Source organism: Vallitalea longa (genome assembly GCF_027923465.1).
GTDB lineage: Bacteria > Bacillota > Clostridia > Lachnospirales > Vallitaleaceae > Vallitalea > Vallitalea longa.
In genome coordinates, this window is record NZ_BRLB01000004.1 from 202,948 (window position 1) to 222,360 (window position 19,413).

At 30.1% G+C, this 19,413-nt stretch carries 15 protein-coding genes; 10 read left to right on the forward strand and 5 right to left on the reverse strand.

From position 1 onward, the window contains the following. Nucleotides 1–14 precede the first annotated feature (14 nt). The 9 genes from QMG30_RS10310 (at nt 15) to QMG30_RS10350 (ending at nt 13,828) form a co-directional block, all read left to right on the forward strand. On the forward strand, nt 15–1,388 hold the full coding sequence (locus QMG30_RS10310) for a sensor histidine kinase (RefSeq protein ID WP_281815114.1): 1,374 nt from the start codon (nt 15–17) through the stop codon (nt 1,386–1,388). 25 nt (nt 1,389–1,413) lie between these two features. Next, nucleotides 1,414–5,610 (forward strand): amino acid adenylation domain-containing protein, encoded by a 4,197-nt coding sequence (locus QMG30_RS10315; protein WP_281815115.1) that lies wholly within the window; start codon nt 1,414–1,416, stop codon nt 5,608–5,610. A 145-nt stretch (nt 5,611–5,755) separates the two neighbouring features. Continuing rightward, the gene (locus QMG30_RS10320; protein ID WP_281815117.1) at nt 5,756–7,012 is read left to right on the forward strand and encodes a hypothetical protein; all 1,257 of its coding nucleotides are present in this window, start codon (nt 5,756–5,758) and stop codon (nt 7,010–7,012) included. Between the two features lie 25 nt (nt 7,013–7,037). Continuing rightward, nucleotides 7,038–7,520 (forward strand): hypothetical protein, encoded by a 483-nt coding sequence (locus tag QMG30_RS10325; protein WP_281815118.1) that lies wholly within the window; start codon nt 7,038–7,040, stop codon nt 7,518–7,520. Between the two features lie 227 nt (nt 7,521–7,747). Further along, entirely contained in the window at nt 7,748–8,443 is a 696-nt protein-coding gene (locus QMG30_RS10330; protein WP_281815119.1) for a response regulator transcription factor, read from the forward strand. Further along, nucleotides 8,433–9,689 carry a sensor histidine kinase gene (locus QMG30_RS10335; protein ID WP_281815120.1) on the forward strand — a complete coding sequence of 419 codons (1,257 nt, stop codon included), beginning with the start codon at nt 8,433–8,435 and terminating at the stop codon, nt 9,687–9,689. Before QMG30_RS10330 ends, QMG30_RS10335 begins: the two co-directional genes overlap by 11 nt. Nucleotides 9,690–9,828: 139 nt before the next feature. Continuing rightward, a complete protein-coding gene (locus tag QMG30_RS10340; RefSeq protein WP_281815122.1) occupies nt 9,829–10,497 on the forward strand; it encodes an ABC transporter ATP-binding protein in 669 nt (222 codons plus the stop codon). Next, entirely contained in the window at nt 10,498–12,927 is a 2,430-nt protein-coding gene (locus QMG30_RS10345; RefSeq protein ID WP_281815123.1) for an ABC transporter permease, read from the forward strand. 304 nt (nt 12,928–13,231) lie between these two features. Next, on the forward strand, nt 13,232–13,828 hold the full coding sequence (locus QMG30_RS10350) for a hypothetical protein (protein ID WP_281815125.1): 597 nt from the start codon (nt 13,232–13,234) through the stop codon (nt 13,826–13,828). A gap of 221 nt (nt 13,829–14,049) precedes the next feature. On the opposite strand, the gene panD is transcribed toward QMG30_RS10350, so the two are convergent. The 5 genes from panD to coaBC all read right to left on the reverse strand — a co-directional run bounded on the left by panD (nt 14,050) and on the right by coaBC (nt 18,529). Continuing rightward, entirely contained in the window at nt 14,050–14,406 is a 357-nt protein-coding gene (gene panD, locus QMG30_RS10355) for an aspartate 1-decarboxylase (protein ID WP_281815126.1), read from the reverse strand. A 1-nt stretch (nt 14,407) separates the two neighbouring features. Further along, nucleotides 14,408–15,256: a pantoate--beta-alanine ligase gene (gene panC, locus QMG30_RS10360; RefSeq protein ID WP_281815127.1), complete on the reverse strand. Its 849-nt coding sequence runs from the start codon at nt 15,254–15,256 to the stop codon at nt 14,408–14,410. Then, on the reverse strand, nt 15,253–16,098 hold the full coding sequence (gene panB, locus QMG30_RS10365) for a 3-methyl-2-oxobutanoate hydroxymethyltransferase (protein WP_281815128.1): 846 nt from the start codon (nt 16,096–16,098) through the stop codon (nt 15,253–15,255). Before panB ends, panC begins: the two co-directional genes overlap by 4 nt. Then, nucleotides 16,049–16,954: a Rossmann-like and DUF2520 domain-containing protein gene (locus tag QMG30_RS10370; protein WP_281815129.1), complete on the reverse strand. Its 906-nt coding sequence runs from the start codon at nt 16,952–16,954 to the stop codon at nt 16,049–16,051. Before QMG30_RS10370 ends, panB begins: the two co-directional genes overlap by 50 nt. 351 nt (nt 16,955–17,305) lie before the next feature. Next, complete coding sequence (coaBC, locus tag QMG30_RS10375; protein WP_281815130.1) at nt 17,306–18,529, reverse strand: bifunctional phosphopantothenoylcysteine decarboxylase/phosphopantothenate--cysteine ligase CoaBC; 1,224 nt, start codon at nt 18,527–18,529, stop codon at nt 17,306–17,308. A 268-nt stretch (nt 18,530–18,797) separates the two neighbouring features. On the opposite strand from coaBC, the gene QMG30_RS10380 reads away from it, so the two are divergent. After that, nucleotides 18,798–19,244: a MarR family winged helix-turn-helix transcriptional regulator gene (locus QMG30_RS10380; RefSeq protein WP_281815131.1), complete on the forward strand. Its 447-nt coding sequence runs from the start codon at nt 18,798–18,800 to the stop codon at nt 19,242–19,244. Nucleotides 19,245–19,413 lie beyond the last annotated feature (169 nt).

Genomic DNA, 19,413 nt, shown 5'->3' on the forward strand with positions numbered 1-19,413 from the left:
GGATGTGATTTAGTATGATAAGTCTAAGTAAGAGAATTATGAAAAATTCTATAGCGATATCATTAATAACTGTTATAGTAATCATTATAATGTCTAATATTGCTATAAAATATTATTTTACTGATTATGTAGTAGAACAGAGTAAGTTGGATGATGAAGAAATAATAAACTATGTAGATAATAGCCTTCAAAATAATGGGACCATTGATAATGAAGAATTAGCATACCTTAAACAACAAGCTCATTTTAAGAATGTAGAAGTTATCTTAATGGATAAAGATAGAGAAATATTATTGATAAGTAGTATGGGTATGGGCATGGGAAAAGGAATGGGTCATAACAATATGCATAAAAATCCATATAAAGAGGATTTTGACTATGACGAACATACAATCATGTATGAAGATGAGGTGGTAGGTTATCTAAGTATAGGTCATTATAAGAATGTAATTAACGATAAAGTGAATAATGACTTCATGTATGCAATTAATATTCTGTATGTTATTTCTTTTTTCATAGCTATGTTGCTTGCTATTTTTTTAAGTCGTATTCTTGCTAGAAGACTTACACGACCTATTATCAAGATTAACGATAGTACTCATAATATATCAAAAGGTAATTATGAATGTGTCAAGAATATAAAAGCTGATACTAAGGAAATATACGAACTAGCAATATCAATTGAAGAATTAGCAAGACAACTTAGTGAACAAGAACAATTAAGGAAAAGATTAAGTAATGATATATCCCACGAACTTAGGAGTCCTCTAGCTGTTCTAAGAAGTCAGATAGAAGCCTTGATTGATGGAGTATTAGAACCTACAGAAGAAAGACTTGCTAGATTAAATGATGAAATAGTTAGAATGACCAAACTAATTAACGATCTTAATGAATTGGTAACTATCGAGAGTGAACATCTACAATTAAAAATTATGAAAATCAATCTTGCAGAAGAATTATCCACAAGCATTGATGGATTCATACCTCTTATGGAAAGTAAAGGCATCCAGTTAATTCATGAATCAGAGAGTGAAATCTACATTAATGGAGATAAGGATAGACTTAAGCAAATATTTGTTAATTTGCTCACTAATGCATATAAATATACTAATGAGGGTGGTATCATAAAAGTTATATTAACTAAAAATGAAGATGAAGCTATAATTAGATTTATTGATACAGGTATTGGAATAAAAAAAGGAGATTTATCTTATGTCTTTCAGAGATTCTACAGAGGAGACGAATCTAGGAGTAGGAAAACAGGAGGTGCTGGAATTGGATTATCAATTGTTAAAGAATTGGTAAAAGCACATGACGGGATTATAACAGTGGATAGTGAAATAGGAAAAGGATCTATATTTACTATAAAATTCAAGCTCAGTCAATAGCAAGGAGCAGATAAGGGGAATCAAAATGAGTATATGTATGTTTGCATTATCAGAAGAAAAAAAGGCAATGTTGGATATAGAAAAAATATATAAATTTGATTCACCTAGTATAATTAGTGGTGAGATGGTATTTAATGATAGCAATATATCAACTAAAAGACTTGATGAAGCTATTAATAGAGTTATAGAATTAAACGATATCATTAGAACTGGGATAATAGATGATGAAAAAGAGACTATACAACCTTATGTTTATGAAACTATTGAGATCATAGATTTAACAGATAAAACTGACAAAGAATCAGATATAATGATAAAAAATTACTTACAAGAAAAATTAATAAATAATAAATTATATTCTTTTAGAATAGTTAAATATAATTATAATAGGATTTCTGTAATAATAAAACTTCATCACATAATTTCTGATGCATGGACTATGGTGCTCATAGGTAGGAGAATCAATTTTTACTACAATTATAAAGATACAATTAACGTAGATAAAGGAATATCATATAAAGAATATGTCATGAGAAAAAATTCATATAGAAAGTCCGGTAGGTATATCAGCGATAGAGATTATTGGATAAATGAATTAAGCAGTTTTAATGATTGTACTAATAAATTATTCAAAGGTAAAAATATTATTGATAATGATATTAGTATAAAGGCTAATAGAAAAATAGTAAAAGCTCATAAAGGGTTCACTGAAACTTTTTGCAAAAATCATTCTATCAGTCTTTTCAACTTTTATATGGCTGTACTGGCATTATATATGGCAAGAATGAATAATAAAGATAAAGTTGTCATTGGTACTCCAGTTCTTGGTAGAAAAGGTAAAGAAAAATATTCACTAGGTTATTATGTCAATATGGTTCCTTTAAAAATCAATATAAATATGGAATGGACTTTTATAGAACTATTGAGAGAGGTAAAGCAAGAAATATTTAATGCTCTAAAACATTCTATGTATCCATATATGAAAATCAGAAAATATTATCAAGATAAGTATGGAGTACATCAAAAAATATTTGATGTGGTGTTATCTTACCAGAACGCAAAAAATGATAATAAAGATTATACTACTAGATGGTTTTTCAACAATACGGCAATGGATGGATTGGAAATCCATATAAGCAACAGAGATAGTGAGGAGAAGATTACATATGAGATTGACTATCAAATAAATAAATATACTAATAGCCATATAGAACAAATAGTTTCCCATATGGGTATGATGATTAATGATATATTAAGTGATGACAGCAAAAAGTTAAGAAACATTGATATTTTGACAGAAGATGAAAAGAATGTAATTATAAATAAATTCAATGATACAAAAAAATATTATGATGATAAAAGATTGATACATGAATTATTCATGGAACAAGTAAAGAAAACACCCAATAAGAATGCAGTTATATTTAAAGATGAATCTATGACCTACAAAGTTCTTGATGAAAAATCGAATACTTTGGCAGTTGCTTTACGTAAAAACGGAGTAATGAGAAATCAATTAATTGCAATGATTGCAGATTCATCTATATATATGATTATAGGTATACTTGGGATTCTGAAAGCAGGTGGAGCCTATCTTCCTATAGAAACTAATTATCCCACGGACAGAATAAAAGATATAGTCGGTAATGCTCATGTAAATACTCTAGTGGTATATACGAAAGAAGATGTGCAAGAAATATTATATGATATAGAAAATGTTATTCATATTGCAGATGAAATCAATAAAAATGGTGAAAACACTGAGGATATTCATATAGTCAATGATGTAGATGATTTAGCATATATGTTATATACATCTGGTTCTGCTGGAAAACCAAAAGGAATTATGACTACCCATAAAAATGTTGCAGGTTACATTAATGCTTTTTTATCAGAATTTCATGTAAAAGGTAAAAATGTACTTCAACAGTCATCGTATACTTTTGATGTGTTTACAGAAGAAGTTTTTCCTGCTTTAGTTACAGGTGGTACATTGGTTATAGTTGAAAGAGAGACAGTGAAAAATACCCAGAAGCTGATACAGGTAATTAACGATTATAAAATTCAAGTCATCAGCAGTGTTCCTCCTGTCATAGCTATGATTAATAAGCATATGGAAAACATTAATACTCTTGAACTTATTATTAGCGGTGGAGATGTACTGAAAGATAATCATGTAGACAATATACTGAAAAATGGCATTAGATTATATAATACATATGGACCTACTGAAACTACAGTATGTGCAAGTTATAATGAATGCAGCAAGGGGAATGTTACTTCAATAGGATATCCTATAGCCAATTATGAAGTCTACATCATGGATGATTATGAGAATCTTATGCCTATAGGTTATGAAGGGGAAATCGTAATCGGTGGAGTAGGAGTTACTAAGGGATATATTAATGATGAGATGCTTACTAAAGAAAAATTTGTGAAATCACCCTTCTATAATGAAAGTATGATATATAAATCAGGAGATAGGGGAAGATTTCTTAGTGATGGAAGTATAGAATTCCTTGGTAGACTAGATAGGCAAATCAAAATTTTGGGTAATAGAATTGAACTGGATGAAATAGAAAATATGATTAATGATATACCTGAAATCAATAAGACTAGAGTTGTATTAGAACAAAATGAAGAAAGAAAACAAATGATATGCTATTATACGTCAACAAGTATGAAAGAGGATTCTTTGAAAGGGCTGGTTAAGAAATTACTTCCATCCTATATGATACCTAATCAGATTGTTAGACTAGAATCATTTCCGTTGACAACAAGTGGTAAAATTAATATGCAGAAGTTACGAAAAACCAACAAAACCTGTAGAAAACATATTAGACCATTGACTCCATCAGAAAGAACACTGGCGAGACTATATGAGGAAACTTTACATGTGAAGAAAATAGGAATAACTGATGATTTTTTTGAACTTGGCGGAGATTCCTTAAAAGCGATGGAGTTTATCATAAAAGCTGAAAAAGCAGGGATAAAATTAACCATTAATGAGTTATATAATCATCCAACAATAGAAAAATTGATAGATAGAAAAGATGTAAAGAAACATTTAGCATATGAAGGTATGAAATCAATACCAACTAATAAGATAATTAGAAAAGACAAGGGTGATATATTACTTACAGGTGCTACTGGATGGTTAGGAAGTCATCTGGTGCATGAATTATTGAAAAATACGAAATACCATATATGCTGTATTATACGAGGGAAGAATCCAGAGAAAAGATTGGATAAAATCTATTCCGATTATTTTACTGATATAACAGCAGAAGAGAGAAAAAGGATTAAGGTCATTAGTGGGGATATTACACTCAATAGATTGGGATTGAAGAATGAACAATATGATTATATTAAGGATAGAATCAAAATTATTATTAATGCAGCAGCCTATGTGAAATATGTGGGTAAGGAAGATACCTTCTATGATAATAATGTAATAGGGACTAGAAATATTATAGATGTTGCTAAGGATATAGAGGCAGAATTGTATCATATGTCTACTATTTCTATAAGTGGTCAATACTTAACACAGGAAAACAGGTCGAAAGATGTTTTTACTGAAAAAGATATATATGTAGGTCAGAATCTAAGAGAGAACCCATACTTATATAGTAAGTTCCTAGCAGAAAAGGAAGTAATAAAAGAGATTGATAAAGGATTGAATGCTTCAATTATCAGACTAGGTAATCTTACGCAACGTTTAAGTGATGGAAAATTCCAGAACAATATAGAAGACAATGGATTTTATGGAAGATTGAAAGAACTGCTTATGATTAAAAAAATACCTAGAGAATTATTGAATCAAGAAATTGAGATAACTCCTGTTGATGAATGCAGTAATGCAATTGTTGCAATTATCATGAATGAACCTTCTCATACAGGAATCTATCACCTATACAATCCAAATAAGGTAAAGGTTGAAGCCATATTACAAATTCTAAATAGGAGAAGACATAAGTTACTGCCAGTATCCTTGAAAGATATTTTTGAGAATAATAATGTGAATAAGAGTAATTTAAAACATTTATTAAGCTTAAGAAGCAACAAGAAAGTTATTGATATGGATAGTATAAAAGTTGTTAACCATGATACAATAAGTTACTTACAACAACTAGGATTCAAATGGAGCAGAATTGATGAAGATTATTTGATTAAGATTATCAAAAATACAGCAAAAATAGGTGCATATAAAACAAATATATAGCAATGAGTTTATAATTGCAGACAAATATATAATATTGAATTAATTGTTGAATTATATAAAATAAAGTGTATAATATATATTGAGCTCAATAAAAATATAAAAATATAGTTGAAAGTGTGAATTTACACTAGAAAAGAGGTATAATATGAAAAGATTTAGTGGATTGGTTCTTGTGGTTATACTTTTATCATCAACAATTTATGCTAAAGATAATACAGCTAATAATTTTTCAATTGACTACTTGATGAGTGTTGGACAATACTATATAGACAGTTTTTATGCCAGTGAACAAAATACATATAATGAAAATTACACTATATCTGAAGAAAGAATACCAGTTTATTCTGAAAATAATATTATTGCTTATATATTCAGAGTTAATAATAAAAATAATGATGAAATTGGATATGTAATGGTAGGTAGTAATGAAAATAGCCCAGTAATACTTGAGGCTTCAATGGAAGAAAAACTAGTGAGTTATATAGAGAGTGAGCATAATAATGAAAATGTAATATATATAGCTCCTTTAAAGTTAGCATATGATATTTCTTATAAAGGCATTAGTAAAAATTACAGAAATATAAGAACTAAAGAAAAAATTGATTTTAAATATAGTGAAGATAGTGATAAAATATCAAGAGTTGAATTGAACGAGAAAAATAAAGAAAATTGGAAGCTTGTAGATAAGGTTATTGAGTTAGATAATAATTTAAACACTTTTTCTCACAATGTATTTTTAGATACATATTTATCACCAACAGTTTATGAGGTTGATGATGAGATTAACTTTGTTAAAATACAGGATTCATCAGATTCAAGCAAATATTATTATGGAGGAGACCAAAGTTGGTTTTCATCTCCATATACCACATCTAATTCATGCGGTGCAGTAGCAGCAGCAAACATTACAGCTTATAATGCAAAGAGATATCCAAGTGCTTATGGTGATTTATATAATGGATCTGGTAAAGATACAGGGATATTTTCACAGAATAACTTTATTAGTCATATGGAAAAATTATATGACTGTATGGACCCGGGATTGATAGGTGTTCCTTCATGTAGTGAATTTAAGTCTGGAATGTCGGATTATTTTAATGATTGTTTAGTTTGTACCCTTAATGCTTTTGATATAAATACTTCTAGATATGATGTTTTTATTGAGGGAGTCACTGAAGGATTGAGTCATGGAGCACCAATTGCCTTTATATTTTGGGATGCAGAGAATGGATCAGTAAGCACTGATTTTTCTTTTCATTGGATAACAATGACTAAATATTATAAAGATAATAATAGCGAAATTGAATACTTTGCATGTTCAAGTTGGGGAACTAGATATTCTTTACCACTTTACGATTATTGGTGGTCATATTATATAGAAGGTGGTGTTTATTATTGGTAAAATATAAACAAAGTAGGTACTTACAATGAAATTATATAAGATAGTAGCTATTATGTTTATGATTTTTTTAATAGGATGTACAAGTGAAACGATAACCATAGAAGATGGTGAGTTAATAGAAACTTGTAATAACATTGTGTTGGAATATGATAAAATAGAAAATTACCATGTTACATTTGATCGTTCATGTCTTTTATATATAGAGTTTGAAACAGTTAGTGATATAGCTCATGATGGTGGAATTCATAAAAAAATTTATGAAAATATTAAAACCTATATAAGTGAAAATATTAATGAAGATGGTTCATTGGAAGATACATCTTTAAATGAAAGTATAAGAGAAATAAAATTAACGGTTGTATATAATGTTAATGATGGTAATGTTTTTTATGATTATTATAGTAAGTACTATGGTGGAGATACTGTTTGTCAGGATGAAAATTATAATGAAATAGATAATTTTAAAACATGGTTTAGCCTAAAAACAGATAAGACAGATTCAAAGTAAATTAAATATTGTAAGAATAGTCATTAAGAAAATGATCTTCTATCAAAGTAGGAGGTCATTTTTTCTATCATAAGACAATACTATAATAGATTACTTCTATATTAAGTGATTGAATATAAAAGATATAGGTTGACTATCTTGTAAAAACTTATTATATTAATCATAGGAATTATTTGATAGAACATAAATAAAGTAAATTTTTGACTAAGTAAGGTGAGGACAAGAAAATGAAACAAATATTATTATTGGAAGACGATGAGAGTCTTAATAGAGGAATTAGTTTTAAACTTAACAAAGAAGGATATGAAGTATTATCATGTTATGGCATCAGTGAAGGGAAGAAACTGTTTTATAATAATAACATTGATCTGGTGATATGTGATATCGGACTGGAAGACGGGAGCGGCTTGGATTTCTGTAGGGACATTCGTAAGTCGAGTAATGTAAGATTGGTTTTTCTGACAGCCCTAGACGAAGAGATAGATATTGTCATGGGATATGAGGCAGGTGCTGATGATTACATAACCAAGCCATTCAGCTTAGCTGTACTTATTTCTAAAGTGAATGCTATTTTCAAAAGGTTAGAAGGAGATGTCTCAGAAAAATTAGAATCAGGAAATATATGTTTCATCAAAAATGAGATGAAAGTGATTATAGATGGAAATGAAAAAATATTAAGCAAGAATGAATTGAAATTGTTAAGTATATTGATGGAACATCCAAAACAGATTTTATCTAAGAAACAGTTGTTGGAATGTCTATGGGATATTGATGGAGATTATGTTGACGAGAATACTGTAGCAGTCAATATAAGAAGATTAAGAGAAAAAATAGAAACTGTTCCTTCAAAACCTAAATGTATTAAAAACGTTAGAGGTATCGGTTACTTATGGGATATGGAGTGTAGAAAAAATGATAGATAACAGTATAAATAAAAGACACCTGTATTTGATAACAGCAATAACTTTCATGGTTTTCATAATAGGGGTCATATTGATTAATAGTAAATTGTTTGGTGAAGTAGAAAGCATTAAAGATAAGCAGATAAAGTCTTATTATCAAATGGCTGGGTCAGATAATGAGAATATATATTATACTATAGCTGATATCCTAAAAGGGAATATAGATAAAGAGGCAATCAATAAAGGTGAGGAATTCCTCAATAATCAAGGATTCACATATTCCTATATCCACAATTATGTAAAATTGGGAGATAGATTGAAAAACAAGATTATAACATATAATATTATTCTAATCCTATTATTTGCTGTAGCAGTAACTATAATAATTATTTATATGAAAAACAGTCATAAGAAGGAATTAACAAGTATCTTACATATATTAGAAAAATTCAATAAAGGAGAATATGATTATACTACAACAATAAGTAATGAATCTATTAATAGCAAAATCAATTATAGGTTGGCATCTCTAGGAGAAATGATAACTATAAAAAATACAAGGTTACAACAAGAAAAAGAAGAGACAAAAGCTCTTGTAACGGATATATCCCATCAGTTGAAAACACCCCTCGCATCTTTGAAGATGTGTTTTTCACTTATGCTGGAAGATGATCTTATGGAAAATGAGAAAGAGGAATTCATTGAACGAAGTAAAGAACAGATCAATAGGTTGGAAGGTCTGGTTGCAGCATTAGTCAATATTTCAAGGCTGGAGACAGGACTCATAAGTATTAGGACCAATATGAATGATATAAAAGAAACAATCATTCAAGCGGTCAACAGTGTGTATATGAAAGCGGAAAAGAAAAAGATACATATAGAAATGGAACAGATTCAGTCAATATCATTGCCTTATGATGAAAAATGGACGAAAGAAGCAATATCCAATGTCATAGATAATGCAATAAAATATAGTCCTAAGGAAAGTACCATTACCATACGAACCCAAAAGCTGCATAATTATCTACGTATTGAAATTGAAGATGAAGGTATAGGAGTCAAAGAAAAAGATTATAATGATATTTTCAAAAGGTTCTATAGAGGTAAGAATGATTTAATCAAGAAGCAAGAAGGTTCTGGAGTAGGATTGTATTTGACAAGAAAGATTTTGGAGGACCAAGGGGGAAATATAAAAGCGATTTCCAAGTCATCCCTTGGAGCTGATAACGTGGGAAGTATTTTTGTTTTACAACTGTTGTTAGAGTAATTATTGGAAGTCTTACAATTTTGTAAGACTTTTCGTATGCATATGAAAGTGAAATGAAAGATTGAGCCTTTATTATAATAGTATACAAACAAAGAACAAATAACAAAAAAATAGATGATGATTTTTAGGAGGAAATGAAATGGATATTATTTTAGAAACAAAAAACTTATGTAAATATTATGGTAAAGGAGAAAATCAAGTAAAGGCCATTAACAATACAAGTATTCAGATAAGAAGAGGGGAATTCGTTGCTATAGTAGGTAAATCAGGTTCAGGGAAAAGCACATTGCTTCATATGTTGGGCGGACTTGACAAACCAACAAGCGGTACAGTAAAAATCGGTGGAAAAGATATATTTGATATGAAAGAAAAAGAAATCGCCATTTTCAGAAGAAGAAAAATAGGATTCATCTTTCAAGCATTCAATTTGATTTCATCATTGAATGTGTGGGAAAACATTGTACTTCCAATAGGGCTTGATGACAGTAAAGTCGATGCAAAATTCGTTGGAGATATAGTCAAGACACTAGATATAAAAACAAAAATCAAGAACCTGCCCAATACTCTATCAGGAGGACAGCAACAGCGTGTTGCCATAGCAAGAGCTTTAGCTTCAAAACCAGATATAATCTTAGCTGATGAACCAACTGGTAATCTTGATTCAAAAACAGGTGATGAGGTTATATCCCTATTGAAAATGTCAGCAAAAAAATACGGACAAACATTGGTAATGATCACTCATGATCCAGAAATCGCTCAGATGGCAGAACGAGTTATTGTTATTGAAGATGGAAAGGTGGTGAGATAAATGAAAACAACTACTAAAATTTCAATTAGCAATTTAAAATATAATAGAACAAGAAGTATATTGATATCAATAGCCATAGTACTTTCAAGTTGTCTACTTATGGTCTTAGGAACAACTACTTATGGATTGATTAAATATAACAAAGCTAATGTATATAGTAATTATGGTGACTATCAAGGTACATATGCAAGAGTGGATAAAGATGCACTTGAGAAAATGAAACACCATGCTGAATTTATCGATTTGGGTATAAATGAGAACGTAGCAACAATAGAAGCTGATGGATTAAAAGGTAATCTCACATATATGGATCAGGCTGCATGTGACATGATAAATATAGATCTAACAGAAGGAAATCTTCCAAAAGAGGAAAATGAAATAGTTGGTCAAAAAGAGTTTTTTGAGGATATTAATGGTAATAATTCTATTGGTGATACAGTTACTATCCCATATAGAATCAAAGGTGAAGGAAAAATAATAGAGAAGGATTTTATAATCAGTGGAATACTTCCTTCCAATCCAACAGATAATTATAATAAAAATTATCAAGCTTTAGTTTCAAGGGGTTTCTATGATTACTCCATCAATGATGAAGACAAATCCTGTAATGTGTTATTCAATGTACTCAATGAGGAAAAATTGAATCGTGAAAAAATGGAAACCAAGATTAAAGATCTTGCAGAATCTTTAGGTATCGCTAAAAATGATGTTATAATCAATACACCAAATCTAATGTGGACCACCAATCCTAATACAGATATAATAATAATAAGTGTACTGATTGGTGCTTTGATTGTTCTATTTAGTGCATTGGTAATATATAATATCTTTTATGTAGGAATCATCAATAAAGTACAGGAATATGGTAAAATAAGGGCTATAGGAACTACTAGAAAGCAATTGAAGAAAATCATTCGTCATGAAGGTACTTTTCTAGGATTGGTGAGCATACCTATAGGAATCATTCTTGGTTATATCATATCCAATATCATGTTTGAAAAACTGATCTATGAATTAACTCAACAGGCATTAATGTCTGAAATGCAAATTATATCTTTATTTAGTATACCAATAGTGTTATTGGTCATAGCAGTATCATGTTTAACAATACGTATTTCTCTAAGGAAACCTATGAAGATAGCATCTAATGTGTCACCAGTTGAAGCTATGAAATATCATAATATGAGCACTGAAAATATGAAAAGAAAAGGTTATAATTCAGTTAATCTATTTAGGCTAACAACTTCGGATTTGACCAGAAACAAGAAAAGAACCATAACCACTATATTAACTATGGGACTTAGCTGTATACTCTTTGTAGTAGTCGCCAATCTCGCAAGTAGTATGAATCCAGAATATGATGCGAGACGTCAGATGGAAAAGGGAGATTTCCGTTTGGAATTAGATTGTCGCATCAACGATTCGACTTACCCTGAAAACAATCTAAATCATGTACAACAGCAGAAACTAATGGGAGAAGATGTAATTAATGAAATTAAGGATATAGATGGGGTAACTAAAGTTGAGACAAGAGGAAAAGTATATGCAAGTGCTATGTTTGACAATTTCTCAGATGAAGAAAAAAAGATGAGTATTGGGGTATTTTCAAGGGAAGATTATGAAGCTATAAGTGAAAAATGCATGAGAGGTAATGTAGATTATGATAGAGCTGTAGATGAGAACGGTATTATATATACTAGTGATTATTTCTTTGACTACTATGGTTTTAACATCGGAGATAAATTGACTTTCCAATTATATGATGGAGATAGAGTAGTTGAATTTGATGCTGTTCTACAGGCATCTGCTAGAACCCATGGTTCAAGATTCATTATGACCGAAGATACTTTCAAGAAATTAGGTTTCGAAGAAGATATTACCTCTGATATATTCGTATACTGTAAAAAAGATAAATTGAGTTTGGCAGGTAATATTTTGAATAATATAGGTTCAAGAAATAAATATTATGATATGAATGCATATACAGATATACTGAAACAGTCAAAGTTTAGCATTAATACTTTAATATATCCTTTATACGGTCTGCTTACAGTATTAGGAATAATCGGTTTCATGAATATGGCTAATACATTGATTACAAGTATTGTAACCAGAAAAAGAGAATTCGGTATATTACAAGCTATAGGACTTACCAACAAACAGTTGGGTAGAATGCTGCAGGCAGAGGGACTAGTATTTACAATAGGAACATTGTTAATCTCTCTAACTATAGGTAATCTGTGTGGTCATCAATTAGTTTTAGCTGCTAGAGAAGAAGGTGTTATCGGAGTTTCAGCATATCATTTCCCATTGACTCAAGTTATAATAATGACAGTGGTATTAGTTGTTATGCAAACAGTCCTATCACTATACATGAGCAAATATATTCAAAAAGATGCTTTAATTGATAGAATAAGATATAATAATTAAAAAAGTATTTATTATAATTAATGAACAAATTATGCATAGCTTAAAATCTATTCAATAGAAGTTTTGTAATAAATATATTTGAATATTAGAAATTCAATCTGGTATAAGCTAGATTGAATTTTTGTATGTAACAATACTTTTACAAAATAAAAAACTGTTATACTTACAAATAAAAACTATAAAGATTGTTGCGCATATGTAGAATTATGTAATAATATACAGGTTCTTGCGATGATAAAACATTGAGGCTAAATTAATATAAATGTTATAATAGAAATAGTAAAATTTTGAAGGAGTAATAATTATGAAAAAAACAGTAAAAAGATTGATGGTATTTTTTATTATGACTATTATATTAACTACAAATATTTTTGCTGATATTAGTATCAATAATAAAACAGAAGAAATGTATTTGCAAGAAGAAAAAAGTTTACAAAGTTATAAACAAATACAAGAAATAATTAATTATAATATAGAATTAGCGGAGTATTATGGTGGAGCATATATTGATGATGAAGGTTATCTAAATATTAATATTAAAAATCATGATAATAAATTTAATATTGAAGATACAGGATTAAAAATGATACAAGATAGTAATGAAGCTATTAAATATCATTATGTTAAAAAGACTAAAAAAGAATTAAAAGAAGCAGTTAATAAGTTGAATAATAGGATGAAAGAATTAGCGATAAGTCAAATAGAATTAAGCGAAAAAAATAATAAGGTATACATATATATGAATAATATAGAAGATATGGAAAGGAAGGAACAAATAATGAAACTTGTTGATTCGGAGGCTATTGAATTCAAACAAACAAATAAGCAATTAGAAATAAAAGTTGGAGAATTTGCTTATGGTTCATATTTAGATAATTTAAATATAAAATTTTTACTATAACGTTATATCTTATATGAAGCGAAAGCTGTCAACATATATGACAACTTCGCTTCATACTACTTTTGAATTAATTTGTATTAGTTATAGAAACACAATACATATAGTATTTAAGTTGTGAAAAAGTAGCATTAAAAATATAAAAATAAAGAATTTAAATATTAAAAATTATTGATGATAAATTAAAAAGTTTGATTATAATGGTAAATTAGTGGAAATTGAGGTTAAGCCATATCTTCAACTTCATTATCATCAGTAAGCATAACGACCTTGGGAGTATAGTTCTTAGCTTCATCTCTTGTCATCAATGCATATGCAATTATTATGATTACATCGCCAGGTTGTGCAAGTCTGGCTGCGGCACCGTTAAGGCATATTGTACCACTATTTTTTTCGCCTTTTATGACATATGTTTCTAGTCTGGCTCCATTGTTGTTGTTAACAATCTGTACCTTTTGCCCTGGTAATATATCCGCAAGTTCCATTAAGTGTTCATCTATTGTAATGCTGCCTTTATAATTAAGGTTGGCATCCGTTACTACAGCCCTATGCAGTTTGCCTGTCATCATTTCAATTAACATATCACATTACCTCCATTCTTAGGTTGTCAATAAGTCTCGTATTTCCTATCTTAACAGCAAGAGCAATTAGGATATTACCCTTAATGAGATTAATATCTTCAAGAGTATCTTCACTGACAATGCTTATATAATCTATATTGGTAGAAGGCTTTTCCCCAATCATCTCTTTTATTATGTTTTTGATAACTGATGATGAGCGTTCTCCATTCTCAATATATGATTTTGATTTTTGTAATGATTGATACAAAATAGGTGCTTGCTTACGTTCATCATTGTTAAGATAAGCATTACGGGAACTTAAAGCCAAACCGTCTTTCTCTCTAACGATGGGACAGGTAATTATATCTACAGGCATATTAAGATCTTTCACCATTTTCTTGATTACAAGTGCTTGTTGCGCATCCTTTTGTCCGAAATAAGCACGGTGAGGTTGAACGATATTAAATAATTTGGTTACGATGGTTGTCACACCACGAAAATGTGTTGGTCTAGATTGACCGCAAAGGTTATCTGTAAGTTTATCAACAGTTACGTAGGTAAGATGATTATTGCTGTACATTATTGTATTATCAGGAATGAAAACAATATCTGCACCAGCTTTTTGAGCCAGTTTCTTATCATTTTCTATATTGCTTGGGTATTTACCATAATCCTCGTTAGGACCAAATTGGGTAGGATTAACATATATACTCAACACTGTTATATCATTTTCTTGAACTGATTTGTCTATAAGTGATATATGACCCTTGTGTAGATATCCCATAGTTGGGACTAGACCTATACTTTTGTTTTCTTGACGAAAAGCAGCAAGGTATTCACGTAAATCTACAATGCTATTGAAAACTCTCATAATTTATCCCCTCCGTAAATTGAATCAATTACATCTTGTTTCAGATGAAATACATGTTCTGTACTTGGAAAATTCTTGTGCTTCACATCTTGTATATAATCAAGAGCAGCTTGCATGATTTCTCCATGAACATCTGTATATTTCTTAGCGAATTTCGGTGTTTTATTGGAATAGAGGTTCAATATATCATGGGTCACTAATACTTGACCGTTGCAATGTGGTCCAGCTCCAATACCTATAGTGGGTATTTCTATATTTTCTGTAATCAGTTTTGATAGTTCTGTAGGAATACATTCAAGTACTATTGCGAATGCTCCCGCTTCTTCTAGAGCTTTTGCATCTGCCAGTAGTTTTTTTGCTTGTTCATCGGTTTTACCTTGTATATAATAGCCTCCTAATTGATTAATGGATTGAGGGGTTAGTCCGATGTGTCCCATTACAGGTATTCCTGCATTGATGATAGCTTGTATTTGCTCTGTTACTTCTTTTCCGCCTTCCAATTTAACTGCATTCGCTTTTCCTTCTTGTATAAGACGACCAGCATTTTTTACAGTTTTATAGATTCCAGTGTGATAACTTAGAAATGGTAGGTCAGCTACAACCAATGGGTGTTTGCTGCCTCTTGTAACTGCTTTTACATGGTGAAGCATATCTTCCATAGTTACTTGGGTGGTATTTTCATATCCAAGGACCACCATACCTAGTGAATCTCCCACTAAGGTTATGTCTATTCCAGCTTCATCTAGGATTAGAGCAGTAGGGTAATCATATGCTGTCAACATTGTAATTATTTCATTTTTTAACTTCTTTTTCCTTATTGTTTGGGTTGTTATTGATTTCATAGTGTAATACCTCCTTGATATTGTTGAGAGTGTATTCATTCAATTTTTTTTGTTTCTTAGCTAGATCAACAGTTTCATTGCCTAACAGGCAATAGAATTCTTTCAATCTATTATCTTGATTGGTCAGGGCTCGTAGATGTGTTTTAATGGTATTAACATCACCTCGAGCTATTGGTCCTGTCAAAGCTTCTGTAGGTCCTTTCGTAAAAATATTGTCTACTGTTCCTTTTACTAAGGGGTGTATAAGTTCCAGTGCAGTTTCTTGTTCAAATCCGATTGTCTTAAGTAGTTCTATACCTGTGTTTATTAGAGTAACTAAATAGTTTGATACTGTGCATGCTGCTGTGTGGTACAAAGTTTTTTGTTCTGGTTTTATTGTAGTGATGTTTAGATTGCTTAACTTAAGAGTATCAATAAAATCCTGTAAGTGAATTCCTTGACCTTCTAATGTAAGTGGGGTATGTGGTAGCATTTTCACGGCATTATCAATATCAGCAAATGATAACATTGGATGAAGAGAAACTGTAGTCGAACCTAATTTGTGCAATGGTTCAAGTATCGTTGAAGCATAAGTACCACTGGTATGGCATATTGTTTTATCATTCCAGTTGGTATCAATCAACAATAACTTACTGACAATGTCTTTTATATTATCATCAGGAGTAGTTATCATGATATACTTTGACGAATCTACTAGAGTTTCTATAACTTCATAAGCTGTGCTGTCAGTTAATTCAGCACTTTTTTTAGCTGATGAATATGATTTACTTGTATAACCTGTAATAGGTAAATTACAATTATTAAGATATATACCTAATGTGGTTCCGACTTTTCCAGCACCAATGAATCCGAACATGATAACCTCCAATAAATGAATTATTTTAAACTAATAATCTAACAGTTGAAGATAAATATATTAAAAGTGTAATTTCATATATCAGAACAAAGATATATCCCATAAGAGATTATATAGATAAGAAAATGAAAGTATAAATTTGCATTATACCAAAAAACCTCCTTAGACAGTGTCCAAGAAGGTAGAGTTTTTTCTTCTTATGCTGTCTTTGTTCTAATGAATCAAAGCAGATATATAATTGAATTTTTTTGTAGAACATATTATCTATGTTTACCGATAGATATTAAAATAAAGTATAAAATACGATTCCCTATTATATTTGAGTTATAAGAACTTGTAATGATCTATGAATCAGTCATTATCTCTTGTAATGCTATCACTATAATCGTGAGTAATATAGTCAAATATTACATGAGCCAATTCTTTTTTTGGCATAACAGGATAATCTTTTTTATTACCTTTTTTATCTATCAATGTTACACAATTGGTATCAGTGCCGAATCCAGCATCTGCTCTGGTAACATCATTAATGATTATTATATCCATATTTTTCTTTTTGAGTTTGTTAATACCGTTTTCCATAACATCATTGGTTTCAGCAGCAAATCCAACGATAATTTGATTATCGTTTTTATGCTTGCCGATCCATTGTAGTATGTCAGGATTTCTGGTTAGGGTGAGATTAAGGTCACCACTACCTTTTTTTATTTTTTTATCTTCATAAGTTTTGGGGCGATAGTCGGAAACTGCTGCTGATTTTATGACAATATCTTGATTGGCAAGATTGTCTTTTACAGCACTGAACATTTCATTTGCTGTACCTACTCTAATATAGTTTTTAATATTGGCAGGTTGTTCTAAGGTAACAGGTCCGGATATCAATGTGACTTCTGCTCCTTTTTCAGCTGCGGCTTCTGCAAGTGCGTATCCCATTTTTCCTGATGAATGATTAGTCATATAACGAACAGGGTCAAGAGGTTCTCTTGTAGGACCAGCCGTTATCAATATTTTCTGTCCAGCAAGTGGTCTGTTTCCTATCATATACCTTGTAACTTCTTTGACGATAGTTTCTGGGTTTGCTAATTTACCTATTCCCAGGTCACCACATGCTAATCGTCCTGAATCCGGTTTGATAAAATTATAACCGTATGCCTTTAATTTATCAATGTTATCTTGCACTATTTTATTATTGTACATGTTGGTATTCATTGCAGGTGCAATAAGTACAGGTGCTTTGGTTGCCATTACTGTAGTTGATAACATATCATTTGCTATTCCATTAGCTATTTTTCCAATGATATTTGCTGTAGCAGGAGCAACTAAAAATAAGTCTGCTGCTTTTGCTAAAGCGATATGCTCAATATCCCATTTTGTCACTTTTTCAAACATATCTTCAACAACAGGTTGTTGGCTCAATGATTGAAATGTTAAGGGTGCAACAAATTCGGTTGCTGATCTTGTCATGATGACATGTACATCAGCGTTTAATTTCTTGAGTCTGCTAACTACGTCACATACTTTGTAAACAGCTATTCCACCACTTACACCAATAACGATTGTTTTTCCTTCTAACATAATGGAAATCTCCTTTCGGTGTAATAAATTCAATATACCACTAGAATAGTGAAAAAGCAATAAAAAAATAATTGAAATATCGGAAAAAGATATGATTTAAATGTTATAGAAACTACACTGATTCATATTGATTGGTTGATATTGTGTGGTAAATAATGGTAATATAAGCTATTTTTATAAGAATTTCTGCAATAGAAATTTTATTGACATATAAGTAAGCACAGTTTAGAATAAGTAATATACTACAAAATGAAATTGGGGAATGGATATGAGTATAAAAAACGAAAGATATATTGTTTATTTTATAAGTAGCACCAAGAAAAAGATGATGAAATACATAGAAAATCAAATTCAGGAAAAAGAAATTGTCGGGTTAATACCTAGTCATGGAAATATTCTAACTAATTTGTACGATATCAATAAAAAATTGACTATGAAAGAAATAGCTAAACGAATCGGAAAAGATAAATCAACAGTCACCCCTTTGGTTAATAAATTAGTCAAACTGGGTTATGTTGAAAAAGAAAAATCTATGGAAGACAAAAGAACAACATATCTGGTTTTAACAGAACAGGGAAGAGAAATAGAATCCAAATTCAGATCTATTTCCAGTGAGGTGTTGGAAACAGCCTATACTGATTTTACAGAAGAAGAAAAGGAAGTTTTCCTGAAGCTATTAAAGAAATTGAATAATAATTTTGATCCAAAAAATTAAATATATACTTAGTATGAAAGGATAACTTAAGACAAGTTATTCTTTTTTGTTTTATAGGAGTTTTATCTTCATAGAATATTGGAGTGGGGATAATTAAATAAATATTTTTCTATTAAATTTTCTATAATATATAGTTCTATGCAATACATGAATTTATTCTTTATTACCT

Coding starts and splice junctions, on each gene's coding strand:
- QMG30_RS10315 (WP_281815115.1), top strand. CDS start 1,414: ATGAGTATATGTATGTTTGCATTATCAGAAGAAAAAAAGGCAATGTTG.
- QMG30_RS10350 (WP_281815125.1), top strand. CDS start 13,232: ATGAAAAAAACAGTAAAAAGATTGATGGTATTTTTTATTATGACTATT.
- QMG30_RS10330 (WP_281815119.1), top strand. CDS start 7,748: ATGAAACAAATATTATTATTGGAAGACGATGAGAGTCTTAATAGAGGA.
- QMG30_RS10310 (WP_281815114.1), top strand. CDS start 15: ATGATAAGTCTAAGTAAGAGAATTATGAAAAATTCTATAGCGATATCA.
- QMG30_RS10335 (WP_281815120.1), top strand. CDS start 8,433: ATGATAGATAACAGTATAAATAAAAGACACCTGTATTTGATAACAGCA.
- QMG30_RS10380 (WP_281815131.1), top strand. CDS start 18,798: ATGAGTATAAAAAACGAAAGATATATTGTTTATTTTATAAGTAGCACC.
- panC (WP_281815127.1), bottom strand. CDS start 15,256: ATGAGAGTTTTCAATAGCATTGTAGATTTACGTGAATACCTTGCTGCT.
- QMG30_RS10325 (WP_281815118.1), top strand. CDS start 7,038: ATGAAATTATATAAGATAGTAGCTATTATGTTTATGATTTTTTTAATA.
- coaBC (WP_281815130.1), bottom strand. CDS start 18,529: ATGTTAGAAGGAAAAACAATCGTTATTGGTGTAAGTGGTGGAATAGCT.
- QMG30_RS10320 (WP_281815117.1), top strand. CDS start 5,756: ATGAAAAGATTTAGTGGATTGGTTCTTGTGGTTATACTTTTATCATCA.
- panD (WP_281815126.1), bottom strand. CDS start 14,406: ATGTTAATTGAAATGATGACAGGCAAACTGCATAGGGCTGTAGTAACG.
- QMG30_RS10340 (WP_281815122.1), top strand. CDS start 9,829: ATGGATATTATTTTAGAAACAAAAAACTTATGTAAATATTATGGTAAA.
- QMG30_RS10345 (WP_281815123.1), top strand. CDS start 10,498: ATGAAAACAACTACTAAAATTTCAATTAGCAATTTAAAATATAATAGA.
- panB (WP_281815128.1), bottom strand. CDS start 16,098: ATGAAATCAATAACAACCCAAACAATAAGGAAAAAGAAGTTAAAAAAT.
- QMG30_RS10370 (WP_281815129.1), bottom strand. CDS start 16,954: ATGTTCGGATTCATTGGTGCTGGAAAAGTCGGAACCACATTAGGTATA.